General features: G+C 63.3%; 21 protein-coding genes. 7 read left to right on the forward strand and 14 right to left on the reverse strand.

Annotated features, from left to right (window positions below; genetic code table 11):
* Nucleotides 1–10 precede the first annotated feature (10 nt).
* Nucleotides 11–1,420, reverse strand: a complete 1,410-nt coding sequence (locus tag H7U37_RS06180) for a Sapep family Mn(2+)-dependent dipeptidase (protein WP_204874464.1) — start codon at nucleotides 1,418–1,420, stop codon at nucleotides 11–13.
* Between the two features lie 13 nt (nucleotides 1,421–1,433).
* Nucleotides 1,434–2,099, reverse strand: coding sequence for a helix-turn-helix transcriptional regulator (locus H7U37_RS06185; protein ID WP_204874465.1), 666 nt, complete (start codon nucleotides 2,097–2,099; stop codon nucleotides 1,434–1,436).
* A gap of 156 nt (nucleotides 2,100–2,255) precedes the next feature.
* On the opposite strand from H7U37_RS06185, the gene H7U37_RS06190 reads away from it, so the two are divergent.
* Both H7U37_RS06190 and H7U37_RS06195 read left to right on the forward strand, forming a co-directional pair.
* Nucleotides 2,256–3,275 carry an SPFH domain-containing protein gene (locus tag H7U37_RS06190; protein WP_204874466.1) on the forward strand — a complete coding sequence of 340 codons (1,020 nt, stop codon included), beginning with the start codon at nucleotides 2,256–2,258 and terminating at the stop codon, nucleotides 3,273–3,275.
* A 4-nt stretch (nucleotides 3,276–3,279) separates the two neighbouring features.
* The gene (locus H7U37_RS06195; protein ID WP_204874467.1) at nucleotides 3,280–3,492 is read left to right on the forward strand and encodes a type II toxin-antitoxin system antitoxin; all 213 of its coding nucleotides are present in this window, start codon (nucleotides 3,280–3,282) and stop codon (nucleotides 3,490–3,492) included.
* A gap of 55 nt (nucleotides 3,493–3,547) precedes the next feature.
* Here H7U37_RS06195 and H7U37_RS06200 read toward each other — a convergent pair whose 3' ends face one another.
* From H7U37_RS06200 to H7U37_RS06225, 6 genes are all read right to left on the reverse strand, one after another.
* Nucleotides 3,548–3,880, reverse strand: coding sequence for an arsenate reductase family protein (locus H7U37_RS06200; protein WP_204874468.1), 333 nt, complete (start codon nucleotides 3,878–3,880; stop codon nucleotides 3,548–3,550).
* A gap of 2 nt (nucleotides 3,881–3,882) precedes the next feature.
* Nucleotides 3,883–4,101, reverse strand: coding sequence for a DUF1653 domain-containing protein (locus H7U37_RS06205; protein ID WP_204874469.1), 219 nt, complete (start codon nucleotides 4,099–4,101; stop codon nucleotides 3,883–3,885).
* 59 nt (nucleotides 4,102–4,160) lie between these two features.
* Nucleotides 4,161–5,819, reverse strand: coding sequence for a ribonuclease J (locus tag H7U37_RS06210; RefSeq protein ID WP_204874470.1), 1,659 nt, complete (start codon nucleotides 5,817–5,819; stop codon nucleotides 4,161–4,163).
* 363 nt (nucleotides 5,820–6,182) lie between these two features.
* On the reverse strand, nucleotides 6,183–6,983 hold the full coding sequence (locus H7U37_RS06215; protein WP_204874472.1) for an ABC transporter ATP-binding protein: 801 nt from the start codon (nucleotides 6,981–6,983) through the stop codon (nucleotides 6,183–6,185).
* Between the two features lies 1 nt (nucleotide 6,984).
* Nucleotides 6,985–7,887, reverse strand: coding sequence for an ABC transporter permease subunit (locus H7U37_RS06220; RefSeq protein ID WP_204874474.1), 903 nt, complete (start codon nucleotides 7,885–7,887; stop codon nucleotides 6,985–6,987).
* 68 nt (nucleotides 7,888–7,955) lie between these two features.
* A complete protein-coding gene (locus H7U37_RS06225) occupies nucleotides 7,956–8,993 on the reverse strand; it encodes an ABC transporter substrate-binding protein (protein ID WP_204874476.1) in 1,038 nt (345 codons plus the stop codon).
* Nucleotides 8,994–9,506: 513 nt separating this feature from the next.
* On the opposite strand from H7U37_RS06225, the gene H7U37_RS06230 reads away from it, so the two are divergent.
* On the forward strand, nucleotides 9,507–10,340 hold the full coding sequence (locus H7U37_RS06230) for a GNAT family N-acetyltransferase (RefSeq protein WP_204874477.1): 834 nt from the start codon (nucleotides 9,507–9,509) through the stop codon (nucleotides 10,338–10,340).
* Here H7U37_RS06230 and H7U37_RS06235 read toward each other — a convergent pair.
* Nucleotides 10,337–10,624: a hypothetical protein gene (locus H7U37_RS06235; RefSeq protein ID WP_204874478.1), complete on the reverse strand. Its 288-nt coding sequence runs from the start codon at nucleotides 10,622–10,624 to the stop codon at nucleotides 10,337–10,339. The genes H7U37_RS06230 and H7U37_RS06235 overlap by 4 nt on opposite strands.
* 101 nt (nucleotides 10,625–10,725) lie before the next feature.
* Between H7U37_RS06235 and H7U37_RS06240 the strand changes: the two genes are divergently transcribed.
* Nucleotides 10,726–10,899, forward strand: coding sequence for a YlcI/YnfO family protein (locus tag H7U37_RS06240; protein ID WP_204874479.1), 174 nt, complete (start codon nucleotides 10,726–10,728; stop codon nucleotides 10,897–10,899).
* Between the two features lie 82 nt (nucleotides 10,900–10,981).
* On the opposite strand, the gene H7U37_RS06245 is transcribed toward H7U37_RS06240, so the two are convergent.
* Entirely contained in the window at nucleotides 10,982–13,024 is a 2,043-nt protein-coding gene (locus H7U37_RS06245; protein WP_204874480.1) for a serine hydrolase domain-containing protein, read from the reverse strand.
* A gap of 137 nt (nucleotides 13,025–13,161) precedes the next feature.
* Here H7U37_RS06245 and recG point away from each other — a divergent pair, with 137 nt between their 5' ends.
* Genes recG through H7U37_RS06260 form a run of 3 tightly spaced genes read left to right on the forward strand, consistent with a single transcriptional unit; the run spans nucleotide 13,162 to nucleotide 16,194 of the window.
* Entirely contained in the window at nucleotides 13,162–15,285 is a 2,124-nt protein-coding gene (recG, locus tag H7U37_RS06250) for an ATP-dependent DNA helicase RecG (protein WP_204874481.1), read from the forward strand.
* A gap of 34 nt (nucleotides 15,286–15,319) precedes the next feature.
* The gene (locus H7U37_RS06255; RefSeq protein ID WP_204874482.1) at nucleotides 15,320–15,802 is read left to right on the forward strand and encodes a GNAT family N-acetyltransferase; all 483 of its coding nucleotides are present in this window, start codon (nucleotides 15,320–15,322) and stop codon (nucleotides 15,800–15,802) included.
* Nucleotides 15,799–16,194 (forward strand): C-GCAxxG-C-C family protein, encoded by a 396-nt coding sequence (locus H7U37_RS06260; protein ID WP_204874483.1) that lies wholly within the window; start codon nucleotides 15,799–15,801, stop codon nucleotides 16,192–16,194. Before H7U37_RS06255 ends, H7U37_RS06260 begins: the two co-directional genes overlap by 4 nt.
* A 78-nt stretch (nucleotides 16,195–16,272) precedes the next feature.
* On the opposite strand, the gene H7U37_RS06265 is transcribed toward H7U37_RS06260, so the two are convergent.
* From H7U37_RS06265 to H7U37_RS06280, 4 genes are all read right to left on the reverse strand, one after another.
* A complete protein-coding gene (locus H7U37_RS06265) occupies nucleotides 16,273–17,820 on the reverse strand; it encodes a 4-hydroxyphenylacetate 3-hydroxylase N-terminal domain-containing protein (RefSeq protein WP_204874485.1) in 1,548 nt (515 codons plus the stop codon).
* Between the two features lie 212 nt (nucleotides 17,821–18,032).
* On the reverse strand, nucleotides 18,033–19,790 hold the full coding sequence (locus tag H7U37_RS06270; RefSeq protein ID WP_204874487.1) for a sigma 54-interacting transcriptional regulator: 1,758 nt from the start codon (nucleotides 19,788–19,790) through the stop codon (nucleotides 18,033–18,035).
* Nucleotides 19,791–19,859: 69 nt separating this feature from the next.
* Nucleotides 19,860–20,246 (reverse strand): metallopeptidase family protein, encoded by a 387-nt coding sequence (locus tag H7U37_RS06275; protein WP_204874488.1) that lies wholly within the window; start codon nucleotides 20,244–20,246, stop codon nucleotides 19,860–19,862.
* Between the two features lie 14 nt (nucleotides 20,247–20,260).
* Nucleotides 20,261–21,334, reverse strand: a 1,074-nt coding sequence (locus H7U37_RS06280; protein WP_204874489.1) for an RDD family protein, incomplete at its 5' end; no start/stop codon positions are given.

Genomic DNA, 21,334 nt, shown 5'->3' on the forward strand with positions numbered 1-21,334 from the left:
AGGCCGGCGCTCAGCCGCAGAGGCGGGCGATGGCCAGGGTAAAGATTTTGCAGGCGGTGAGCAGCTGCTCCACGCTGGCCTGCTCGTCGGCGGCGTGCATTTTGGGGTCAAAGCCGGGGAATTCGCAGCCAAAGGCCACGCCGCCGGGGATGTCATGGACATAGGTGCCGCCGCCGATGGCCAGGGGCTTGGCGTCGGTGTCGCCGGTGTAGCTCCGGTAACAGTCCAGAAGGGTGCGCACCAGCGGGGTATCGGCGGGGACATGGTGGGGAGGCACCATGCCGGCGTCGCCGGTGACGGCAATACCGTAGCGGGCCAGGCTGGCCTCACAGGCGTTTTTGCAGTTTTCCTCGTTGGCGCACAGGGGGAAGCGCACGTCAAACTTGGCGGTAAAGCCGGTGCCGGTCAGCGTCATGAGCGCCAGGTTCAGGGTGAGGGGACCGCTCTCCTCATCCGCCTGTCCGATGCCCAGGGCCTGGCCCCGGTTGTCGCCGAAGGGGAAGAGGGTGTGCATGGCCTGAATGGCGCGGGTGCTCTCGCAGTCGGCCAGAGGCAGGCGGGCCAGCAGGGCCAGCAGGGCGGAAATGGCGTTCAATCCGTCGTCGGGGGAGGCGGCGTGGGCGTTGCGTCCGGCACAGTGGATGGACAGACCGCCGTCCGCCTCGGCCAGCGTAAAGACCGCGCCGGTCTCCGCCTGTACCTGGCGGGCTTCCACGGCACAGTCAATGGGAGAGATGCCTGCCACCACACACTGGGCTTCCGGCGGCACCACGTTGGTGCGGAAGCCGCCTTGCAGTCCGGTCACCCGGGGCAGGACGGTTTCCGCCTCCCAGGTCTTGCCGAAATCGGGGTGATAGTGCCCCTTCTCAATGTTGATGAGGGGGAAATTGGCGTCGGGGGTAAAGGTGTAGGGGGCATAGGGATGGTTGGCGTAATACCAGGCCAGGTCGGAGGAGCCGCTCTCCTCGTCGCCGCCCATGATGAGCTTGACGTTGCGGGACAGGGGGAGCGCCAGGTCCCGGACGGCCTGCATGGCCATCAGGGCGCACATCACCGGGCCCTTGTCGTCCGACACGCCCCGGCCGTAGAGCATCCCGTCCCGTTCCACGCAGGTATACGGGTCGGTGGACCAGCCCTTGCCCTCGCCCACCACGTCCAGGTGGCCCAGGATGTGAAGGGCGGTTTCTTTGTCGTTCAGGTCGGCGGTGGCCACATAGTTTTCCAGGTTTTCCGCCCGGAACCCCATCTCACGGGCCAGGGCCACGCCCTCGTCCAGCGCGGCGGCGGGACCGGGGCCGTAGGGCTGGCCGGGGGCCGCCGCTTCCCGGACGCTCTTTACCGCCACCAGGCGGGAAATGCCCGCGATCAGCTGTGCCCGGCGGTCCGGGTGGTCAAAATAGGCGTCAATACGCGCTTTCATGTGCAAAACTCCTTCAAAAGTCTGATGATTCCTTGGAAAAAGCCTCGTCCTCTTCCCCGTGGCGGGCCAGCTCCCCCAGGTATTTGTAGACGGTATACCGGGACACTTGCAGCCGCTTAGAGACAAAGGGTACCGATTTCCGGAAGGAAAAGGCGTTTTTCTGGTCCAGCAGGGCGATGATCTTCATGCGGTCCTTTTTGGTCAGGGCGCCCACCGGCTTGCCCACCGCGGCCAGACACTCTTCAAAGATCTCTCCCAGGCGGCTGTCGCCCCCCTGCCACATGGCGCTTTGCAGGTCGGCCTCGGCGTTCATCAGGTCCACTAGGATGCGGTTGGCGTAGACCAGGGAGGTGTAATCAAAGTTGATGCCCAAGGCCAGGTTATAGCCGTCGCCGATGAGATGGAAGGTGCTGCTCTTGATCTGCTGTCCGGCGGGAGTGGTGGCGTAGAGATTGACAAAATCGGTGACCAGGCCGGTGGCGTCCAGCTCCTTGGCGGTGCCCAGGATATCCATGGTGGAGCCCACCGAGCGGCCGGAGACGTGGCCGTTGTAGATGGACAAAATGGGGTGCTTCGGGTCCCCCATATCGTGTACCAGCGTCTCGCAGGACGCGCCGAACATCTCGGCGATGCCCCGGGCGGTACGGTCCAAAAATTCAAATGCCTCTTCTCGCGTCAAAGCATAACGGCCTCCCTTCCTGCCGGCGGCAAGGACAGTTTACCGCGGCAAAGACCATTATAAGCGTCCCACGGAAAAAATGCAAGGCGGTGGGCCTTGACAGGCAAGTATTAAAGTGATATTATTTTGATATCATAAAGAACGGAGGGATCAGAGATGGAAGAAAAGCTTCTGTCCAATCGGAAAAACGGAATGCCCGTGCTGCTTCTGGTGCTGGTTCTCTATATCGCGGCGGCGCTGGGCTGCGTGCTGGGCGCGTCCATGACGGAGAGCGGCAGCGTGGGGACGGTATACGCCGGCATTGCCCTGCTGGTGGTGTGCATCGCCTGGCTGTCCCTGGGCTGGATTCTCCTCTGCGGGCTCAAGGTCTTAAAGCCCCAGGAGGCCCTGGTCCTCACGTTGTTTGGCAAGTACATCGGCACATTGAAAGGGGAGGGCTTTTACTTTGTCAACCCCTTCTGCTCGGCGGTGAACCCCGCCGCCAAAACCCGGCTCAACCAGAGCGGCGACGTCAACGGCGGCGGCAAAAATATGGAGCTCAAGGTGGACGCCGAGAGCATCAGCAAAAAGATCTCCCTGAAAATCATGACCCTCAACAACAACCGCCAAAAGATCAACGACTGTCTGGGCAACCCGGTGGAGATCGGGATCGCCGTCATGTGGCGGGTGGTGGACACCGCCAAGGCCGCCTTCAACGTGGACAACTATAAGGAGTACCTCTCCCTGCAATGTGACAGCGCCCTGCGCAACATCGTGCGCATTTACCCCTACGACGTGGCCCCCAATGTGGACACCACCGGCGACGGCATCGCCGACGAGGGCAGCCTCCGGGGCTCCAGCGAGGTGGTGGCCGCCCGCATCCGGGACGAGATCCAGTCCAAGGTGTCCGACGCCGGCCTGGAGATTCTGGAAGCCCGCATCACCTATCTGGCCTATGCGCCGGAGATCGCCGCCGTCATGCTCCAGCGCCAGCAGGCCAGCGCCATCATTGACGCCCGCAAGATGATCGTGGACGGCGCCGTGGGTATGGTGGAAATGGCCTTGGAACGGCTCAACGAGACCCAGGTGGTCCAGCTGGACGAGGAGCGCAAGGCGGCGATGGTGTCCAATCTGCTGGTGGTCCTGTGCGGCAACCACGACGCCCAGCCGGTGGTCAACTCCGGCAGCCTGTACTGACGCCATGGCCGAGGGAAAAAAGGACGGAAAGAAGCAGATCCCCCTGCGGCTTTCCCCCAAGCTCTACGCCGCCATTGCCGCCTGGGCGGAGGACGATTTCCGGTCGGTAAACGGACAGATCGAGTATCTGCTCACCGAGTGCGTCCGCCAGCGGAAGAAGAACGGCAAATATGTCTCCGACCAGATCGACATGCCGCCGGAGCTGGACCTGGAATAGCGCGCAAAAAGCCCCTGACGCGGATGCTTCCGCGTCAGGGGCTGGGGCGTTTGTCTCATTCCCAGCGCGCCCACACCTCGGGGCAGTAGCCCACGGTGGCCTGTTTTCCGTTGCGCACGATGGGGGTGCGCAGCAGAGTGGGGTCCTCCAGCAGCTTTTCCAGCTTGTCGGCGTCGTAGGCCAGGTAGCGGAGCAGGGGCGCGTCGGGGTGCTTGGGGTCGATGAGGGCCTCCAATCCCACCGCGTTTTTGACGCTGGTCAGCTCTCCCTTGCTCATGCCGTACTTTTTCAGGTCGATGGCCTGGAATTTGATGCGCCGCTCCTTGAAATAGCGCTCCGCCTTTTTGGTGTCAAAGCACTTGGATTTTCCGAAAATCTGAATGTTCATTCTCATTCCTCCCCGATATAGCGGAACCGGGGGCCGTGGTAGCCGTCCCGGTGGACCTCCTCGCTCCACATGGCGGCGGGACGCACCCAGAAGCCCCCCGCCCCGTACAGCGGCGTATAGACCACCATGGTCTCGCCGGTCTCCGAGTGGGTGGCGGTAAAGAGCACCCGGTATTCTCCGCCCTTGAAATGCCGGTAGCGGCCCGGCTGAATGGTTTCCATTGTAACGCCTCCTGAAAAAGCGGCGCGTCCCGGCTTTGGGACGCGCCGCGTATTTATGCTCAGACTTCCATAATCACGGGCAGGATCATGGGGTTGCGCTTGGTCTTTTTATAAAGGTAGTTGGACAGATCGTTTTTCATCTCGGCCTTGATGGCGGACCAGTCGGTGCAGTGCTCCACCGAGCAGTGGTCCAGGGCGTGAACGGCCACCGCCTTCAGCTCTTCCATCAGACCCTCCGACTCCTTCACATAGACAAAGCCGCGGGTGATGATGTCGGGGCCGGAGACCACGCTGCCGTCCAGGCTGGACATGGACACCACCACCACGATCATGCCGTCCTCGGCCAGGTGCTTGCGGTCCCGCAGCACCACGCTGCCCACGTCGCCCACGCCGTAGCCGTCCACAAAGACCTTGCCGGCGGGGACGGTGCCGTTGATCTTGGCGGAATTGGGGGTGAGCTCCATCACCTTGCCGATGTCGCTGATGAGGATGCGCCGGGGGTCCATCCCCATCTCCTGGGCCAGCTTGGAGTGGGTTTTCAGCATCCGCTGCTCGCCGTGGACCGGAATGAAGAACTTGGGTTTCACCAGAGCGTGGATGATCTTCAGCTCCTCCTGGCAGGCGTGGCCCGACACGTGGAGGGGGCGGTTGCGCTCGTTGATGACCTCGGCGTCCTTGCGGTAGAGCTCGTTGATGACGTTCCCGATGGCGTTCTCGTTGCCGGGGATGGCGGAGGCCGAGATGATGACCCGGTCGCCGGCCCGGATCTCCACCTGCCGGTGGGTGTTGAAGGCCATGCGGGTGAGGGCGGACATGGTCTCGCCCTGGCTGCCGGTGGTGATGATGCAGATTTTGTTGTTGGGCAGGCCCTTGATCTGGTTGATGTCCACCAGCACCCCGTCGGGGATGCTCATATAGCCCAGCTCCACCGACACCTTCATGGCGTTTTCCATGGAACGGCCGGTCACCGCCACCTTACGGCCATAACGGGCGGCCACGTTGATGACCTGCTGGATGCGGTCCACGTTGGAGGCGAAGGTGGTGACGATGATGCGGCTCTCGCAGCCCCGGAAGAGGGCGTCGAAGGACTCGCCCACGCACCGCTCGCTCTTGGTAAAGCCGGGACGCTCCACGTTGGTGGAGTCGGCCAGCAGGGCCAGCACGCCCTTTTTGCCCAGCTCGCCCAGCCGGGCCAGGTCGGTCATGCCGCCCTGGATGGGGGTGGGGTCGATCTTGAAGTCGCCAGTGTGGATGACGGTGCCCACCGGGGACTTGATGGCAAAGGCCACCGCGTCGGCGATGGAGTGGTTCACATGGATGAACTCCACCGAGAATTTGCCCGCCTTGATGACGTTGCCCGCCTCACAGGTGATGAGCTGGGCCTTGTCCAGCAGGCGGTGCTCCTCCAGCTTGAGCTTGACCAGCCCGGCGGTCATGCGGGTGGCGTAGATGGGGGCCGAGACGCTCCGCAGAAGGTAGGGGATGGAGCCGATGTGGTCCTCATGGCCGTGGGTGAGGAAGATGCCCCGGATCTTGCTCTGGTTTTTGATGAGATAGGTAAAATCGGGGATGACCACGTCGATACCGTACATATCGTCATCCGGGAAGCCCATACCCACGTCAACGATGATGATATCGCCGCCGTATTCGTAGACGGTAAGGTTTTTACCGATTTCGTTGAGACCGCCCAGGGAAATGATTTTCAGTTTTTCTGCCAATTCGTGTAACACTCCTTTTCAATGATTGGTAGGTGGAAGGGTGGGAGGGCATGGAGTTTTCTGCACGACAAAAGAGCGGTCGAAGGTCCCGCCCTTTCCGGCCCTGCCTCGCCGGAAAAAGGGGATGCCGTCCGTCCGTTCACACCAGATTCAGACCATGCCTTCTATTCAGTGCCCGCAGCACAGAACATCGTATCCATGCGCCGGAGCCCCCGGGCTCCGTTACGCAGATGTACATAGTATAACACACATATGGTGAAATGTATACCTCCAATTTCCACAGCCTTTCTCTGAATACCGGGCAAAAAAGGTATAAAAATCCCCTGTATTTCCACAAAAAAGGGAAATACAGGGGAAAGTATTTCAGGAAAGCAGGATGCGGTCCTCGTCCAGGCCGGCGCCCACGTTTTCCCGGAATTTGCGCAGCAGATCCTCCACGGTAAGACCGCTGCGCGCCTGGCCCTTGAGATCCAGCACAATGCGTCCGCCGTCCATCATCAGCGTCCGGTTGCCCAGTTCCAGCGCGCTCTGGAGGTTGTGGGTAATCATCAGACAGGTGATGCGGGACTGGGACACGATCTCCCGGGTGAGCCGTAAAACCTTTTCCGCCGTCTCCGGGTCCAGGGCGGCGGTGTGCTCATCCAGCAGGAGGAGCTTGGGCGGGACCGTGGTGGCCATGAGCAGGGTCAGGGCCTGGCGCTGACCGCCGGAGAGGAGCCCCACCGGCTGGCGCATCCGGTCCTCCAGGCCCATATCCAGCTTGGCCAGCTGGTCCCGGAAGCGGGCCTTGTCGGCCTTGGAGACCCGGCTGAAAAAGGCCCGTCGGCTCTTGCCCGCCCGCAGGTAGGCCAGCGCCATATTCTCCTCGATGCTCATGTGGGGGGCGGTGCCCCGCATGGGGTCCTGGAAGAGCCGGCCGATCACCCGGCTGCGGCGGTAGGCCGGCTGAAAGGTGATGTCCTGCCCGTCCAGCCGGATGGAGCCGCTGTCCACGTAGAAATCACCGGCGATGGCGTTGAAGAGGGTGGACTTGCCCGCGCCGTTGGAGCCCACGATGGTGACGAAATCCCCGTGTTCCAGGGTGAGGCTCAGGTTGGAAAGGGCAGTCTTTTCGTTGACCGTGCCCGGATTGAAGGTCTTGGAGACAGAGGTGAGAGTCAGCATATCAGCGGTGCTCCTTTCTGGCGGACCGGGCCCGGCACTGGAAGGCCCACCACTGCTTCAGGGTGGGCGCGGCAATGGCCAGGGCCACCACCACGGCGGTTACCAGCTTGAGGCAGTCGATGGGGATGGGGGAGCGGAGCACCAGGGCATAGACGAAGCGGTAGATCACGCTGCCCACCACCACGGCAATGGCGCCCCGCAGCATGGAGCCGCGGCCGATGACCGTCTCGCCGATGATGAGGCAGGCCAGACCGATGACCACGATGCCGGTGCCGCCGTTGATGTCGGCGGTTTTCTGGGCCTGGCCCACCACCGCGCCGGACAGGGCGGTCATGGCGTTGGCCAGACACAGGCCGACGGTGATGGTAAAGGTGGGGTTGATGGAGGAGGCCCGCACCATATCCCGGTTGTCGCCGGTGGCCCGGATGGAGAGGCCCAGCCGGGTGCCCAGAAAGAGGACCAGAAGGGCGCCCATCACCAGGGTCACGGCGGCGGAGAGGAGAATGGCGTACCAGTCGCCGCCGATGCCGGTGTCCCGGAAGAGGGTAAAAATGGTATCCTGCCGCAGCAGGCTCTGGTTGGCCTTCCAGCCCATGGCCATCAGGTTGACGGTGTACAGCCCCGTGTTGGTGACAATGCCCGCCAGGATGGAGGGCACCCCCAGCTTTGTCTGGAGAAAGGCGGTGACAAAGCCGGCGGCGGCGCCGGAGAGCATGGCGGCGGGAATGGCCAAAAAGGGATGACCGGCGGCGGTGAGGGTGACCGATACGGCGCAGCCCAGCACAAAGCAGCCGTCGGTGGTCAGGTCGGCGATGTCCAGCACCCGATAGCTCAGAAAGAGGGCCATGGCCACCAGCGCGTACTGAAAGCCCAACTCCAGTGCGGTTTGCAGCACATAGAGCACAGAAAAACACTCCTTTCACAGACCAAAGCCCCCGGCCGGCGGCCGGGGGAGCTGGTACTTCGGTTCGCTTACTCCTGGGAGGTGGTCACTTCCACCACCTCGCCCATGCCCTCAAAGACGGCGGGGTCGATGCCCAGGGCGGCGGCGGTCTCGGAGTTGACGGTGATGATGCCGCCGGTGACCTGGTAGAAATCGTCCATACCGTCCATGCCGGCGGTCATGGCCTCATAGGCCAGGTCGGCGGTCTGGGCCCCCAGGTCGGTATAGTTGACGCCGCAGGTGGCGAAAGCGCCGTTGCGGACAAAGGAGTCCGCGCCGGTGTAGTGGGGGATGCCGGCCTCGATCAGGTCCTCATAAATGGCCAGCTCGGCGGCCATAATGACATTGTCGGTGGGGGTAAAGACGGCGTCCACCCCGGAGGCGATGAGGGAGCTGGCGGCGGCGATGACTTCGTCGTTGGTGTTGGCGGTGGCCTCCTCATAGGCGATGCCCTTTTCCTCCAGATAGGCCTTGGCGTCAGCGATGGGGGTGGCGGAGTTGGGCTCGGAGAGGGAGTAGAGCAGGCCCACCTTGGACAGGTCCGGATTTTGGGCCACCATCATCTCCAGGATGAGGTCGGTGTCCAGGGCGTCGCTGGTGCCGGTGACGTAGTCGATGCCGGTCAGGTCGGCGGCGGCCGGGTCGGAGATGGCGGCAAAGATCACGGGGGTCTGGCTCTCCTCGGCGCAGACCGTCATGACCTGGGCGGCGGTGGTGGCGATGGGGATGATGGCGTCCACGCCGTCGGCGATGGCCTGGTCGCCGATCTGGCGCAGGGTGGTCTGGTCGTTCTGGCCGGAAGAGACGGTATACTGGATGGTGACCCCCTCCTCGGCGGCGATCTCGTCCAGCCGGGCGGTGATGGCGTCGGCGATTTCGTCCAGGGAGGCGTGGTCCATCTGCTTGACCACGGCCACGGTGTAGACCTGGTCCCCGTCGCCGCCGGAGGGCGCATCGGAAGCGCCGCCGGGGGTGGTGGCGGTGCCGCTGGAGCAGGCGGCCAGGGAGAGGGACAGGGCGGCGGCGGTGGTCAGGGCAAAGAGAGAGTTGAGAGACAGCTTTTTCATGGTTGGTTCCTCCACATAAATAAAATAGATATTTGGTTTGGGTGGGTGATGGAGGCGTCCGTGCCAAGGACATTTGGGAGAAACAAATAGACGCTTTCGTCCCCACACTGGGACAAAAGCGTCAGCTCCTGCGGTACCACCCAAAATTGACGTCTGTGACGTCCGCTCACTTCACGTACCATCATACGCGCCCAATGGATAACGGGTAGGGGTCCCGTCGGCGCCTACTGGGTCATAGACTGTTCAGGCCGCCCTCTAAAGACCATTCACCGGCTGCCGCGCATCCCGCTTCCACCGTCCGGGACTCTCTATGCCTTGGCTGTGACCGGCTACTTCTCTTCATCACAGGTGTATACTCTTTAATTGTTGTATGCAGTATACGCCAAAGCAAGGGACTTTGTCAATCCCCATTTTGTCAAAAAGGAAAAACACCGGCCCGCCGCCGTCTTGACGGAGGAATGGGAACCGGTGTAGAATAATCGGGATTTTTCTTTTGGTAAGGAGGCGCAGCCCATGAACATCCGTCCCGCCGGTCCGGCGGACGAAGCCCCTTTTTGCTCTCTTTGGCAGCGGGCCTTTGGAGACAGCGAGGCGTTCGCACACTTTGTATTCACCCGTTACGCCGGCTGCCGGCATATCCACATTGCCCAGGAGGACGGAAAGTTTGCCGCCATGCTCTGCGCCATTCCCGGTATGATCGGCCAGCGCCGGGGGGTCTACCTCTACGGTCTGGCCACTGAACCGGCGTACCGGGGCCGGGGCGTCATGACCGCCCTCATGGACTGTGCCTGCCATGCGGAGCGCACCAAGGGAGGGCAGTTTGCTCTCCTGGTGCCCAACGGCGGCCCCCTCTTTACCTACTACGCCAAGCGGGGGTTTCAGACCGCCTTTTACCGCTGCGTGGAGACCATTCCCCGCCCGGCCCGGCCCGCGCCGGTCTATACCCTCCGTCCCCCCAGAGCCGCCGCCTATTTTGACCTCCAGGAGAGCCTGCTGCCCGCCGGGCGCTTCCTTTTCAACCCCGGTCCCAGACGTGCGGTCATCAGCGCCCTGGCCACCGACGGCGCCCAGGTGGTGGAGACCGCCGCCGGCTTTGCCCTCTTCGCCCCCGACGAAGAGGGGCATATGACCTGCTGGGAGCTGGGGGCCCCGGGGCCGGAGGAGGCCGCCGGTATCCTGGCCGCGGCGGCGGATGCCCTGGACCTGCCCATGCTGCCCTGCCGCCTGCCCTGGCCCAGTCCCGCCGCGCCTCACGCGCCCCCCCGGCCCTTTGCCATGGTCCGCTTCCTGGACGCGCCCTTTGACCTGGGGGAGGCCCCGTATCTGGCCCTGGACCTGGGGATCTAACCGTCCTCCCAGTCCCAGTTGGGAAAGTCCAGCAAACCCGCCTGATAGCCCCGCAGAAAGTAATACCGGCTCCGGCGGCGGATATAGTCCTCCGCCTCCCGCCGGAAGGCCGTATAGCGGGCCTTGCCCGCCTCGTCCAGGCCGCGGCACAGGGCGGCTTCCAGCTCCCGCAGCCGGGTGAGGTTGCGCAGGTCCCCCGCCGTAAAGGGCGGATGTCCCGTGCAATAGTCCGGGCACCGGCGATAAGCCTCCATATCCAATGTGTCATTCCATTCCGGCAGCATAAAAAATTTCCCCCTCAGTTTGTCATACAGTTGTCTTACATACTTATATCACGACCTGCATTACATTGTAAAGTACATTATGTAATACATGGAGTGATACCATGGGAAAGTTTAAGCTGCCGGCGGTTCCTGACACCACGCCCAAGTCCATTCGGTTTCCCAATGATGTGATTGAGCGGGTGGAGGAGGCGATTCGGGGAACCAACGTGAGTTTTTCGCGCTTTGTGATCGAGGCCACCCGGGCGGCGCTGGACAGTCTGGAAGAAGAGGAATAACGGGGCGCGGGTGAGATGCCCCCGTCCAAACAAAAAAGGCACGCTGAGGAGGAGTTTTCCACAGCGTGCCTTATTTTGTGGATTACTGCCGCTGAAGCTGGAGCCTTGCGCCCACTTCCCCGGCAAAGACGATCCAGCCGTTCTCCGGCAGGGTGACGGAGGTGTCGCCGAAGAGATAGGTGGAGGCGGCCAGGGAGCCGTCGGCGTTGTAGACATAGCAGCCGCCCTTACCGGTGACGGTGAGGGCCAGGGTCTGCCCGGCGGCGCTCCCCACCTGGAACCAGCGGGCGTAGCCGTCGGTCTGGATGGAGCAGGCGGCCCCCGCGCCGGTGTAAATGGAGGAGACGCCGGTAAGCGCCATGCACAGATAGCCGTTCATCTCCAGGTATTCCACCCCGTTTTGGGTGGTGAAGGTCAGATCGGCGCCGTTGCGGGAGCCGTTGCCCGGAATGGTGAGGTATTGGACGGCGTGATTGGCGTCGGTGATGCGGTAGAGGGTGGCATAGCCGGGGCACTCGGCCAGCACCGGCACGGAGGAGAAGAGGCTGGTGGCGTTGGCGTAGAGCTCGGAGGTGTATTTCTCATTGAGCGGCAGGTAGAGCATACTGCTCCGCCCCGCCCAGACCTGGGCGTCCGCCTGAGAGAGGGGATTTTCCTCCATTTTCTGGAGGACATACTGGGCCTGGCAGACCGGCGGCAGGCCGGGCAGCGTGGAGTATCCCTTCTGGTAGAAGTAGGTCTGTCCGTCGGTCTCCTCCACCAGCTTGACCATGACGCTGTTGGAGGCGTCCCGGTAGGAGCCGTCGCTGTAATAGGTGAGCCGCTGGGCCTCGCCGCCCAGAATAGCGGCAGGGGTGAGGACCATCTCATTGCCCGCAAAGGCCACCGTCATCACCGAGCCAAGACCGGCGTAAGTCCCGGCCTTTTCCAGCTCGGAAGCGGGGAGGGCGGCGGGCTGGGCGTCCGGCAGGGCGGTGTCCGCCGTGACGGTGATTCCGTCCTCCGCCAGGGCGTCCATGAGGATCTGGGCCCCGGCCAGCTGGTTATAGGTGCTCAGACCGCCGGAGGAGAGCACCGCCACCGCCATGTCGTACTCGGGCAGCACGATGAGACCGGCGTGGTAGTAGAGGCTGTCGCCTCCCTTGACCAGGGCGGTGATGCCGTTTTGGTTGAAGGGGAACATGTGGACGCTGTCCCAGCCCAGACCGAAGGCCAGCAGGTCGTCCTCGCTGTCCGCCGGCCAGAGGCCCTCCACGGCGTGGTCCACGGCCATGGCGTCCAGGGAGTCCTGGTCCAAAAGGCCGGGCGCACAAAGGGAGCCGCCGAAGGCGGCCAGGTCGGAGGCGGTGGCGTAGAAGCCGCCGGCGCCGATGATGTTCAGGGTGTCCACCGGCAGGGCGCGGGTGTCTCCGTCCAGGTAGATGCGGGCCAGGCGGTCGGTGTCAAAGGCATCGGCAGAGGTGAAGGTGTCGTCCAGCCCGGCGGGGGTCAGCAGGGCGGTGCGCACATAGTCGGTAAAGGTCTGGCCGGTCACTGCCTCCACCACCAGCTCGGCCAGGGTGAAGCCGTCGTTGCAGTAGACGCTGTACGCCCCCGGGTTGGCCTTGAGGCGCTGGGTGGACAGCCGCTCCAGAAGGGTATCGGTGGCGGCGGGGTCGGCGTCGCCGAAGAGGAAAGCGCTGCGGGTGGAGTCCCCCATCAGGCCGGAGGAGTGGTCCAGCAGCATTTCCACCGTAATGTCGGTGTAGCGCGGGTCGGCCATGGTAAAATCGGTGAGATAGCGGGTGACGGGGGCGTCCAGCTCCACCTTGCCCTCCTCCGCCAGGGAAAGCAGGGCGGCGGTGGTGTAGATTTTGGACACCGAGCCGATGCCGTAGAGGGTATCGTCGGTCAGGGCCCGGTTTTCCGTCCGGGAGAAGGTGCCGGCGTGGCCGGTCATGGTGATCTCGCCGTCCTCCCAGAGGGCATACTGAATGCTGGTTGCGCCGCCGTAGGTCATGGCCTGGGTAATGGCGGCCTGGGCGCTTTCGGCCCTGGTATCCCCGGCGGCCAGCGCGGCGGGAGAGAAGGCGCTGAGTGTCAGCACCCCGGCCAGCGCCAGGGCACAGATCCGTTTGCCGTTCATCAGGAAAAAACCTCCTTTTTCATTGTGTGTTTCAGTGTACCTTATTTTCTCCCCGCTGGCAAGGGGGGCGTCCGCTTGAAGGCGGGGGCGGAATGTGGTAGACTAAACAAACATGGACGGAAGAGGGGAGGGGCATCATGGGGCTGACGTTGGAAAGCAGCGTGCGGGCGCTGCCCGGCGTGGGGGAGGCCCGCGCCAAGGGGCTGGAAAAGCTGGGCCTGGCCACGGTGGGGGATCTTTTGACCTACTACCCCCGGGACTATGAGGACCGGCGGCAGATCTGCGCCATCCGGGAAGCGCCGGAAGGGCGGGCGGTGTGCATCCGGGCCATGGTGGCCGAGACGCCCCGTCACAGCTATATCCGCACGGGTCTGGAGCTGACCAAGGTGCGGGCGGTGGACCAGTGGGCCACCCTGGAGCTGACCTTTTTCAACCAGAGCTATGTGAAAAACAGCCTGGAGCCGGGGGAGACCTACCTCTTCTACGGCGTGGCCCAGGGGCTGGGCAGCCGGCGCACCATGACCAATCCCGCCTTTGAGCGGGAGGACCGGCAGCGCTTTACCGGGCGCATCATGCCCATCTATCCCCTCACCGCCGGCATTTCCAATAACCTTCTGGCCGGTCTGGCGCTGCGCTGCGTGGAGGAATGCGCCCAGCTGCTGCCCGAGACCCTGCCGCCCAAGGTGCGGCAGGACCATGCCCTGGCGGCGGTGGAGTTTTCCTGTAAAAACATCCACTTTCCCACCTCCGAGGAGGCCCTGGACCTGGCCCGGCGGCGGCTCATTTTCGAGGAGCTTTTTTATCTGGCCTGCGGTCTGGCCCTGCTGCGGGAGCGGCGGGAGGTCCGGCCGGGCCGTGTCCTCCAGCCCGAGCCGGCGTCGGACTTTTTGCGGGCGTTACCCTTTGCCCCCACCGGAGCCCAGCGGCGGGTGATGGAGGAGATCATGGCCGATCTCACCTCCGGACGGCCCATGAACCGCCTGGTCCAGGGGGACGTGGGCTCCGGCAAAACCATGGTGGCCGCCTTTGCCGCCTGGCAGGCCGCCCAAAACGGGATACAAAGCGCCCTCATGGCCCCCACCGAGCTGCTGGCCCAGCAGCATCTGGAGACCATGACCGGCTTCTTGCCCGGCCTGCGGGTGGCGCTGCTCACCGGCTCCATGAAGGCCGCCGAGAAGCGAAAGGTCAAGGACGCCTTGGCCGGCGGCACGGTGGACCTGGTGGTGGGCACCCACGCGGTACTCTCCCAGGGGGTGGGGTTTGCCAACCTGGGCCTGGTCATCACCGACGAGCAGCACCGCTTCGGCGTGGAGCAGCGGGCCCAGCTGGCCGGCAAAGGGGAGCGGGACGGAACGCCGCCCCATGTGCTGGTCATGTCGGCCACTCCCATCCCCCGGACCCTGGCCCTCATCATCTACGGCGACCTGGACGTGTCGGTCATCGACGAGCTGCCCCCCGGCCGGACGCCGGTGGAGACCTTCCTGGTGGGGGAGGACAAGCGCCAGCGGATCTATGCCTTTATCCGCCGCCAGGTGGAGAGCGGGCGGCAGGTATACATCGTCTGTCCGGCGGTGGAGGAGCACCAGGACGGAGCGGAGGACCACCCCATCCGTCTGGGAGAGAAGGCGGGGCAGCCGGTCTCCCCTCCCGGCTTTGCCGACCTCAAGGCGGTGACCGCCTACGCAAAAGAGCTGCAAGAGCGGGTTTTTCCCGACCTGCGGGTGGATTTCGTCCACGGAAAGCGGAAAGCAAAGGAAAAAGAGGCCGCTATGGCCGCCTTTGCCGCCGGTGAGACCGATATTCTAGTGGCCACCACCGTCATCGAGGTGGGGGTGGACGTGCCCAACGCCAACCTGATTTTAGTTGAGAACGCGGACCGCTTTGGACTTTCTCAACTGCACCAGCTCCGGGGCCGGGTGGGGCGGGGCAAATGGCAGTCCTACTGCATCCTGATGACCGCCAACCGGAACCCGGAGACCCGGGCCCGGCTGAAGGTGCTGACCCAGACCACCGACGGCTTCCGCATCTCGGAGGAGGACTTGAAGCTGCGGGGCCCCGGCGACTTTTTCGGCAAGCGGCAGCACGGCTTACCCCAGCTCCGCATGGCCGACCTAGCGGGAGACACCCGCCTGCTGCGGGAGGCCCAGGACGCGGCCAAAGAGCTGCTGGCGGAGGACCCGGCCCTGGAACGGGGAGAAAACCGGCCGGTGCTGGAGCGGGTGCAGGCCCTCTTTACGCGGCACGGCGACAGCATGAATTGATAGATAATTTTTGAAAAGGAAAGGATTCGATATTATGTTTTCCATCCGTGACATGACGGGACAGGACCGGGACGCGGTCATGTCCATGGTGCTGGAATTTTACCACAGTCCGGCGGTGGAGCATGAAGTGGACGCCGCCACCCTGGAAAAGACCTTTTGGGACGCGGTGGACCCGGCGGAGGGGCTGCTCCGCGGCCTCCTGCTGGAGGAGGACGGAGAGGCGGTGGGCTACGCCTATGTGACCTTCTGCTACTCCGGCGAGATGGGAGGACGGGTGGTGTTTTTTGACGAGCTGTACTTCCGGCCCCAGTGTAGGGGCAAGGGGTACGGGACCCAGGTGTTCCGCTGGCTGAAGCGGGAGTATCCCGATTATCCCCGCTTTCGGCTGGAGGTCACCGAGGCCAACGAAAAAGCGGCCCGGCTCTATGCGCGTCTGGGCTTCCGGACGCTGGAATACCGGCAGATGGTGCTGGACGGCGATCTGGCACAGGGAGAAAGGAAGGAGAACCTGGAATGACACATATGGAAGAGGCAAAGCTGCTGCGGGAGGACCCCAACGTCCATTATAACTGCGCCCAGTCGGTGCTGATCCCCTTTCGGGAGGCGTGCGGCCTGAGCCGTGAGGCGGCCAACCAGCTGGGGGCCAACTTCGGCAGCGGGATGCGCCACGGCGGGGCCTGCGGCGCCCTTACCGGCGCGCTGATGGTGCTGGGCCTGGCGGGAAAAGAGGCGTCGGCGGCCAATGAACTGATGCGCCGGTTCCGCACGGAAAATAATGATGTCAACTGTTCCGACCTGCTGCGGCAGGCTCAGGAGCGGGGGGAGCCCAGAAAGGCCCACTGTGACCGGATGGTCTACCAGGCCATTGCCCTCTTGGACGAGCTGATGGGAGAGAAAGAAGAAAACTAAAGCGCAAAAACGCCGGCCCCGGACCAAAGAGCGGTCCGGGGCCGGTTTGCTTGCCGCGCGGCGGCATCAGAGTGAGGGTTACTTCTTTTCTACGGGCAGATCCAGAGTGGTGCAGATGCGGCCCTGCCGCTGGCCGATGTCGTCGATGATGGCGTCCCGCTTCTCCGGGTCCTTCTCGATGCCGGTGGCCGCCTTGACCATGTTCTGCAGGTGCTTCCAGTCGGTGAAGCTGCGGGCCATGACGGTGGAGGCCTCCTGGTTGCCGCCGCCGTGGAGGGCCATGGCCGACCAGTTGGAGCCGCGGACCATGTGCTCAATGAAGCGGGTGGCCCGCAGGCGGTCAAAGGCGTCGTACTCGGGATTGCCGGGATTGTACGCCTTCTGGCAGATCTCGCCCACCCCTTCGGAGCGCATATCCAGCTCGGACGGGGCCGTCTCGCCGAAGCCGGCGATGATGTCGCGGGCGTAACGCATGGCCTCAAAGGGCGCCTTGGTACAGGTGTACTTACAGGTGTGAGAGAGCAGGGGGTTGGGGATCCAGAAGCCGCTGGGATGATGGAAGCCCTCCACGCCGGAGGCCAGGGACAGGCCGTACACCGTCTCGGCGGTCATGGCCATTTCGGTCAGCTTGGTACGGATGTGGCCCGCTTTGCCCACACCCACCATGTCGGCGATGAGGCTGGCGGCGCCGCACAGGGCCGAGCAGCCGCCCGCCTTACAGCCGCCGGCGGTGAGGCGGTGAACGGCGGTAAAGTAGCTCAGCAGACGGCCCACATACTTGGTCTCGCCGCACAGGAACACCCGCTCATTGGGGACGAACACCTTGTCGAAGTAGACCATGGCCTGGTGGTCGGCGTAGGGCTTGCCCAGGTCGATGCCCTCGATGTCGCCGCCCACCTCGAAGAAGCGCTTGTCCTGGGGGGTGCGGCCCAGAATGAAGGTCATGCCGGGCGCGTCGGCGGGGATGGCGCAGGCCAGGGCGAAGTCCTTGTCCTCCGGCTTCATGTTGGTGGTGGGGACGATGACCACCTCGTGGGCGAAGAGGATGCCGGTCTGGTTGCACTTGAAGCCGCTGATGATGATACCGTCCTCTCGGATCTCGTCCACGTGGACGTAGCTGTCCCGGTTGGGCTGCTGGTGCGGGGGAATGGTGCGCAGGCCCTTGGTATCGGTGACGGTGACGGTACAGCTCAGGTCGTTGTCCTGGACGTAGCGCAGGAAATTCATAAAGCGCTCAAAGTAGTGGGTGCCCAGGTCCTGGTCCATATCGTAGGTACAGGGGCCCAGACCGGCGAAGGCCTCGGAGCCGGTGCAGCGGTGGGTACAGCAGCCGATGACCTCAGCCAGGGCGCGGGCAGCCCGGGTTTTTTGGTTGGCGTCGGCGGCGCAGGTCAGGGGGGCGTTATAGATGCTCACCGGATCGCCGCTCAGGTGGGATTTGGTGGTGATGAGGGGAGCCCACTTGGGATTGTGCTGGAGCTCATAGATTTTGGAAATGGCGTTGAAGCTGGCGGCCAGGGGAGGATAGGTGGTAAGGTCCTCGATCTTCTCACCCAGGAACCAGACGTTCATCGGTTTACGGGCGCGGATACTGTCCTGATATTGTTCTTTCGTCATAAGGGCCATGATCATTTCCTCCTTCTGTAATCCATAAGGTTGCAGTGTTTTATCTTCTGCCCTTAATAGATGCAAACCGTGTGCCAAGACGCAAAGCCTTGCGGCGCGGGAGGAGGGGAAAAAAGGACTGCCCGGACGATGCAAAACTGCATCGTCCGGGCAGGTAAGAGGGGGATCAAAGCGTTGGGGCGGAAGGGGTTTGGGGGATATGCGGTTTTGCATCACTGATGCAGGAGCTGCTGCATCTTGCGGGAGACGGTGGACTGATCCACCTGGAGAAGCCGGGCCATTTCCCGGGTGGAGGAACACTGGGCCTGGGCGTTGGCCAGGAGCTGCCGCTCCACCTGCCGCACGGCCTCCTTCAGAGGGAGGACCCCCTGCACCCGGACCTGTGCGCCCTGCCCCACCTCGGTCTCCCGGCGGTAGCGGTCGGGCAGGTCCTTGGGGAGGAGCACGTCGTCCTGGACCAGCACCACCATATTTTCAATGAGATTTTCCAGCTCCCGGATGTTGCCCACCCAGGTGAGGCCCCGGAGGATCTTGCCCAGCTCCATGGACAGCTCCTTTTGCTTGTGATACTTTTCGTTATATTTATGCAAAAAATGACGGGCCAGGGGGATAATATCGTCCCGGCGGCGGCGGAGCGGCGGGATCTCGATGTTGATGACGTTGAGCCGGTAGTAGAGGTCCTGCCGGAATTTGCCCTCCTGGGTCATCTGCCACAGGTCCCGGTTGGTGGCGGCGATGAGGCGCACATCCACATGGATGGTACGGGTGCCGCCGATGCGGGTGATCTCTCCCTCCTGAATGACCCGCAGGAGCTTGACCTGCAATTCCGGGTCCAGCTCGCCGATCTCGTCCAAAAAGAGGGTGCCCTCGTGAGCCAGCTCGAAAAAGCCCGCCTTGCCCTTGCGCCGTGCGCCGGTGAAGGCCCCGTCCTCATATCCGAACATCTCCGACTCAAAGAGCTGGGCGGGGATGGCGCAGCAGTTGATCTTGATGAGGGGCTTGTGGCTGCGGATGCCGGAGCGGAAAATCTGATTGACCACCACCTCCTTGCCGGTGCCCGACTCGCCGGTGATGAGGACGGTGGAGTCCACCTGGGAGATGGCCTGGATGGTGTCGCTGATCTGCTGCATTTCCCGGCTGCACACCACGAAATCCTTACTGCCGCCGTTCTGCTGGCGGCGGAGGGCCTGGCTGTACGCCTCAGCCACCATCTGCTGGCGCTGGAGGTCGTTTTTCAGCTCGTTGAGTTCGGTCATGTCCCGGATGTTGACCACCACCGAGGTGAACGCGCCGCAGGGGTCAAAAACCGGCGTGCCGGTGGCGATGAGGGTCTTGGAGGCCACCTCGATGCAGACGGTGGCGGTCTGGCGGGTCTCCATGACCTTGAGGGCGGCGGACTGGCTGTAAAGACCGTCGGCCATCAAGTCGCGGACGTTGCGGCCCAGCACATCCCGGCGGGAGATGGAAAAGGCCCGCTCAAAGGCGGCGTTGACCCGGATGACGGCGCCGGTGTTGTCGGTGACCAGGATACCGTCGTGGGAGGACTCCACGAAAATATTGATCTCGTGGAGGAGGTTATTGGTGACGTCCATCTCCTGGATGATGCAATTGGCGTGCATGGACTCGTGGAGGATGAGGATGGTGCCCTGCCGGACCTGGCCCTTTCTCCAGGCGTGGACGTTGCACACGATGCGGTGCTCGTCCAGCTCCACCTGGTAGCGGCCGGTGCCCCGGCGCAGGTCCACCTTTTCGGAGAGCAGGGCGGTAAAGGGGGCGAAGTCCGTGGACAGATACTGGGACAGGACCAGGCCCATATCGCCGAAAATGGTGTCTGCCGCCCGGTTGTAGTGGATGAGAAGTCCGGAAGAGTCAAAGATCAGGATGCCGCAGAAGATGCTGTCCAATGCGGTGCGGTAGCTGTCCTCCAGGGCGTCCATATAGGCGGAAGGGGAGGGGATAAGCTCTGACACGGTATATGCCTCCTTCTTTGCGGTTTGCTCTGGCAGTATCATACCACAAACCGACAAAAAAGACCACCGTCAGCCGTCCTCCTCCAGCTCCGCCCGGAGGGAGGCCAGAAAGGCCGCGTCCTTTTCGTCCAGATCCCGCAGCCCGGCCAGGCCCTCCATATGGTGGGTGAACTCATGGGCCAGGGTGGCGTACAGTTCCTCCTCCCAGTCCTGCCGGGACCAGTCCTCCTGCCGGGCCAGGGCGGCGAAGGAGCCGTAATAGAGGTTGATATACCGGCCCATCATGTCGTTGCAGTATTCGCCCAAAATGTACAGGTCCTCTTGGGGAAACTCCGGGTCGGGCAGGGCCTCCGGCAGGAGGGAAATGCCGCCGTTCAGGTTCCGGTAAAAGGCCGGGGGGAAGGATTCGGCCATCTGGTCCAGCAGCGCGCCGGTCTCGTCGAAGGATAAGAGCATGGAATGGACTCCTTTCAGGGTATGGTAAGGGTGAGGGTGAGGGAGGCGTCCACCGGCTCCCCGTTGGTGGCGAAGTACTCCAGATTGCCCATGGGTTCCAGCCCCGTGCCCTCCAGCTGGGCGCTCACCGTATAGCCGCCGTCCAACTCCACCGTCTCGCCGGGGAGCAGCTCCTCCAGCTTCTGGTTTGCGGCGTCAATGGCAAACGCATAGGAGAAAAGCCCGTGCCGGGCCGCCACCACCGCGTCCACAAGGGTGGCAAAGCTGCCGTAGGAGAAGAGATAGAGGCCGCCGCCCTCCTCCGGGGGAATGGCCTCCCAGGTGAGGGAAAGCGCGGTGAGGTGCCCGGTGTCGTCCACGGTATAGGTAGGGACGGGGTCGTCCCAATTGCTCAGGTTCACCACAAATTGGGTGGGATCGGCAGGGGGGACGATCCGCTGCCCCTGGTCGTCCAGGTGGGACAGATTCAGATGGAAGAAGGTGACAATGTGGTTATAGTTGCGAGATAACTCCGCCACCGTCAGATCCCCCCGGCAGGGCGGGCGAAGTGCCGCGAAGGTCATCGAAACCGCCGTAAAGAGAACCAGGAGCACGGCCGCCGTCCAGCGCACGCCGTGGAAGGTACAGAAGGGCGCGGCGGTGTAGGCCACGTCGTCGGCCAAGCTGGTGGTCTCATCCTGGTCCCAGGGCAGAGGCTCCAACTCCGCGCAGATGCGGAAGCTCTTGTAATGGCGGTAGAGATTGTAAATTGGGATGTTGTAGCCATAGCCCTTGGAAAAGAGGAGCCGGCTGCGCCTCAGCGCCCGGGCCAGGGAGAGTTTCTTTCCCTGCCGGTCCCGGAGGGAGAGGCCCAGCAGCCACTTGCCCGGCGTGGTGCCCCAGAGGTGGAGGAGCACCGCTTCCACCGCCAGCATGGGCAGCAGGATGAGATAGCCGCCCAGCCAGTCCAGAATGGCGCTGTCACTGCTGGGATTCTGAAAGACAAAGAGCTGGATGGCGAGGACTACCAGTGCCATCAGATTATAATCCAGCGTACGGGCCAGAAAGCGGCGGATGGGGTGGGGGGCCACCGGCAGATCGGGGATGGC

It is taken from the genome of Pseudoflavonifractor phocaeensis (genome assembly GCF_016901735.1).
In the GTDB taxonomy this organism is placed as follows: Bacteria; Bacillota; Clostridia; order Oscillospirales; family Oscillospiraceae; genus Pseudoflavonifractor_A.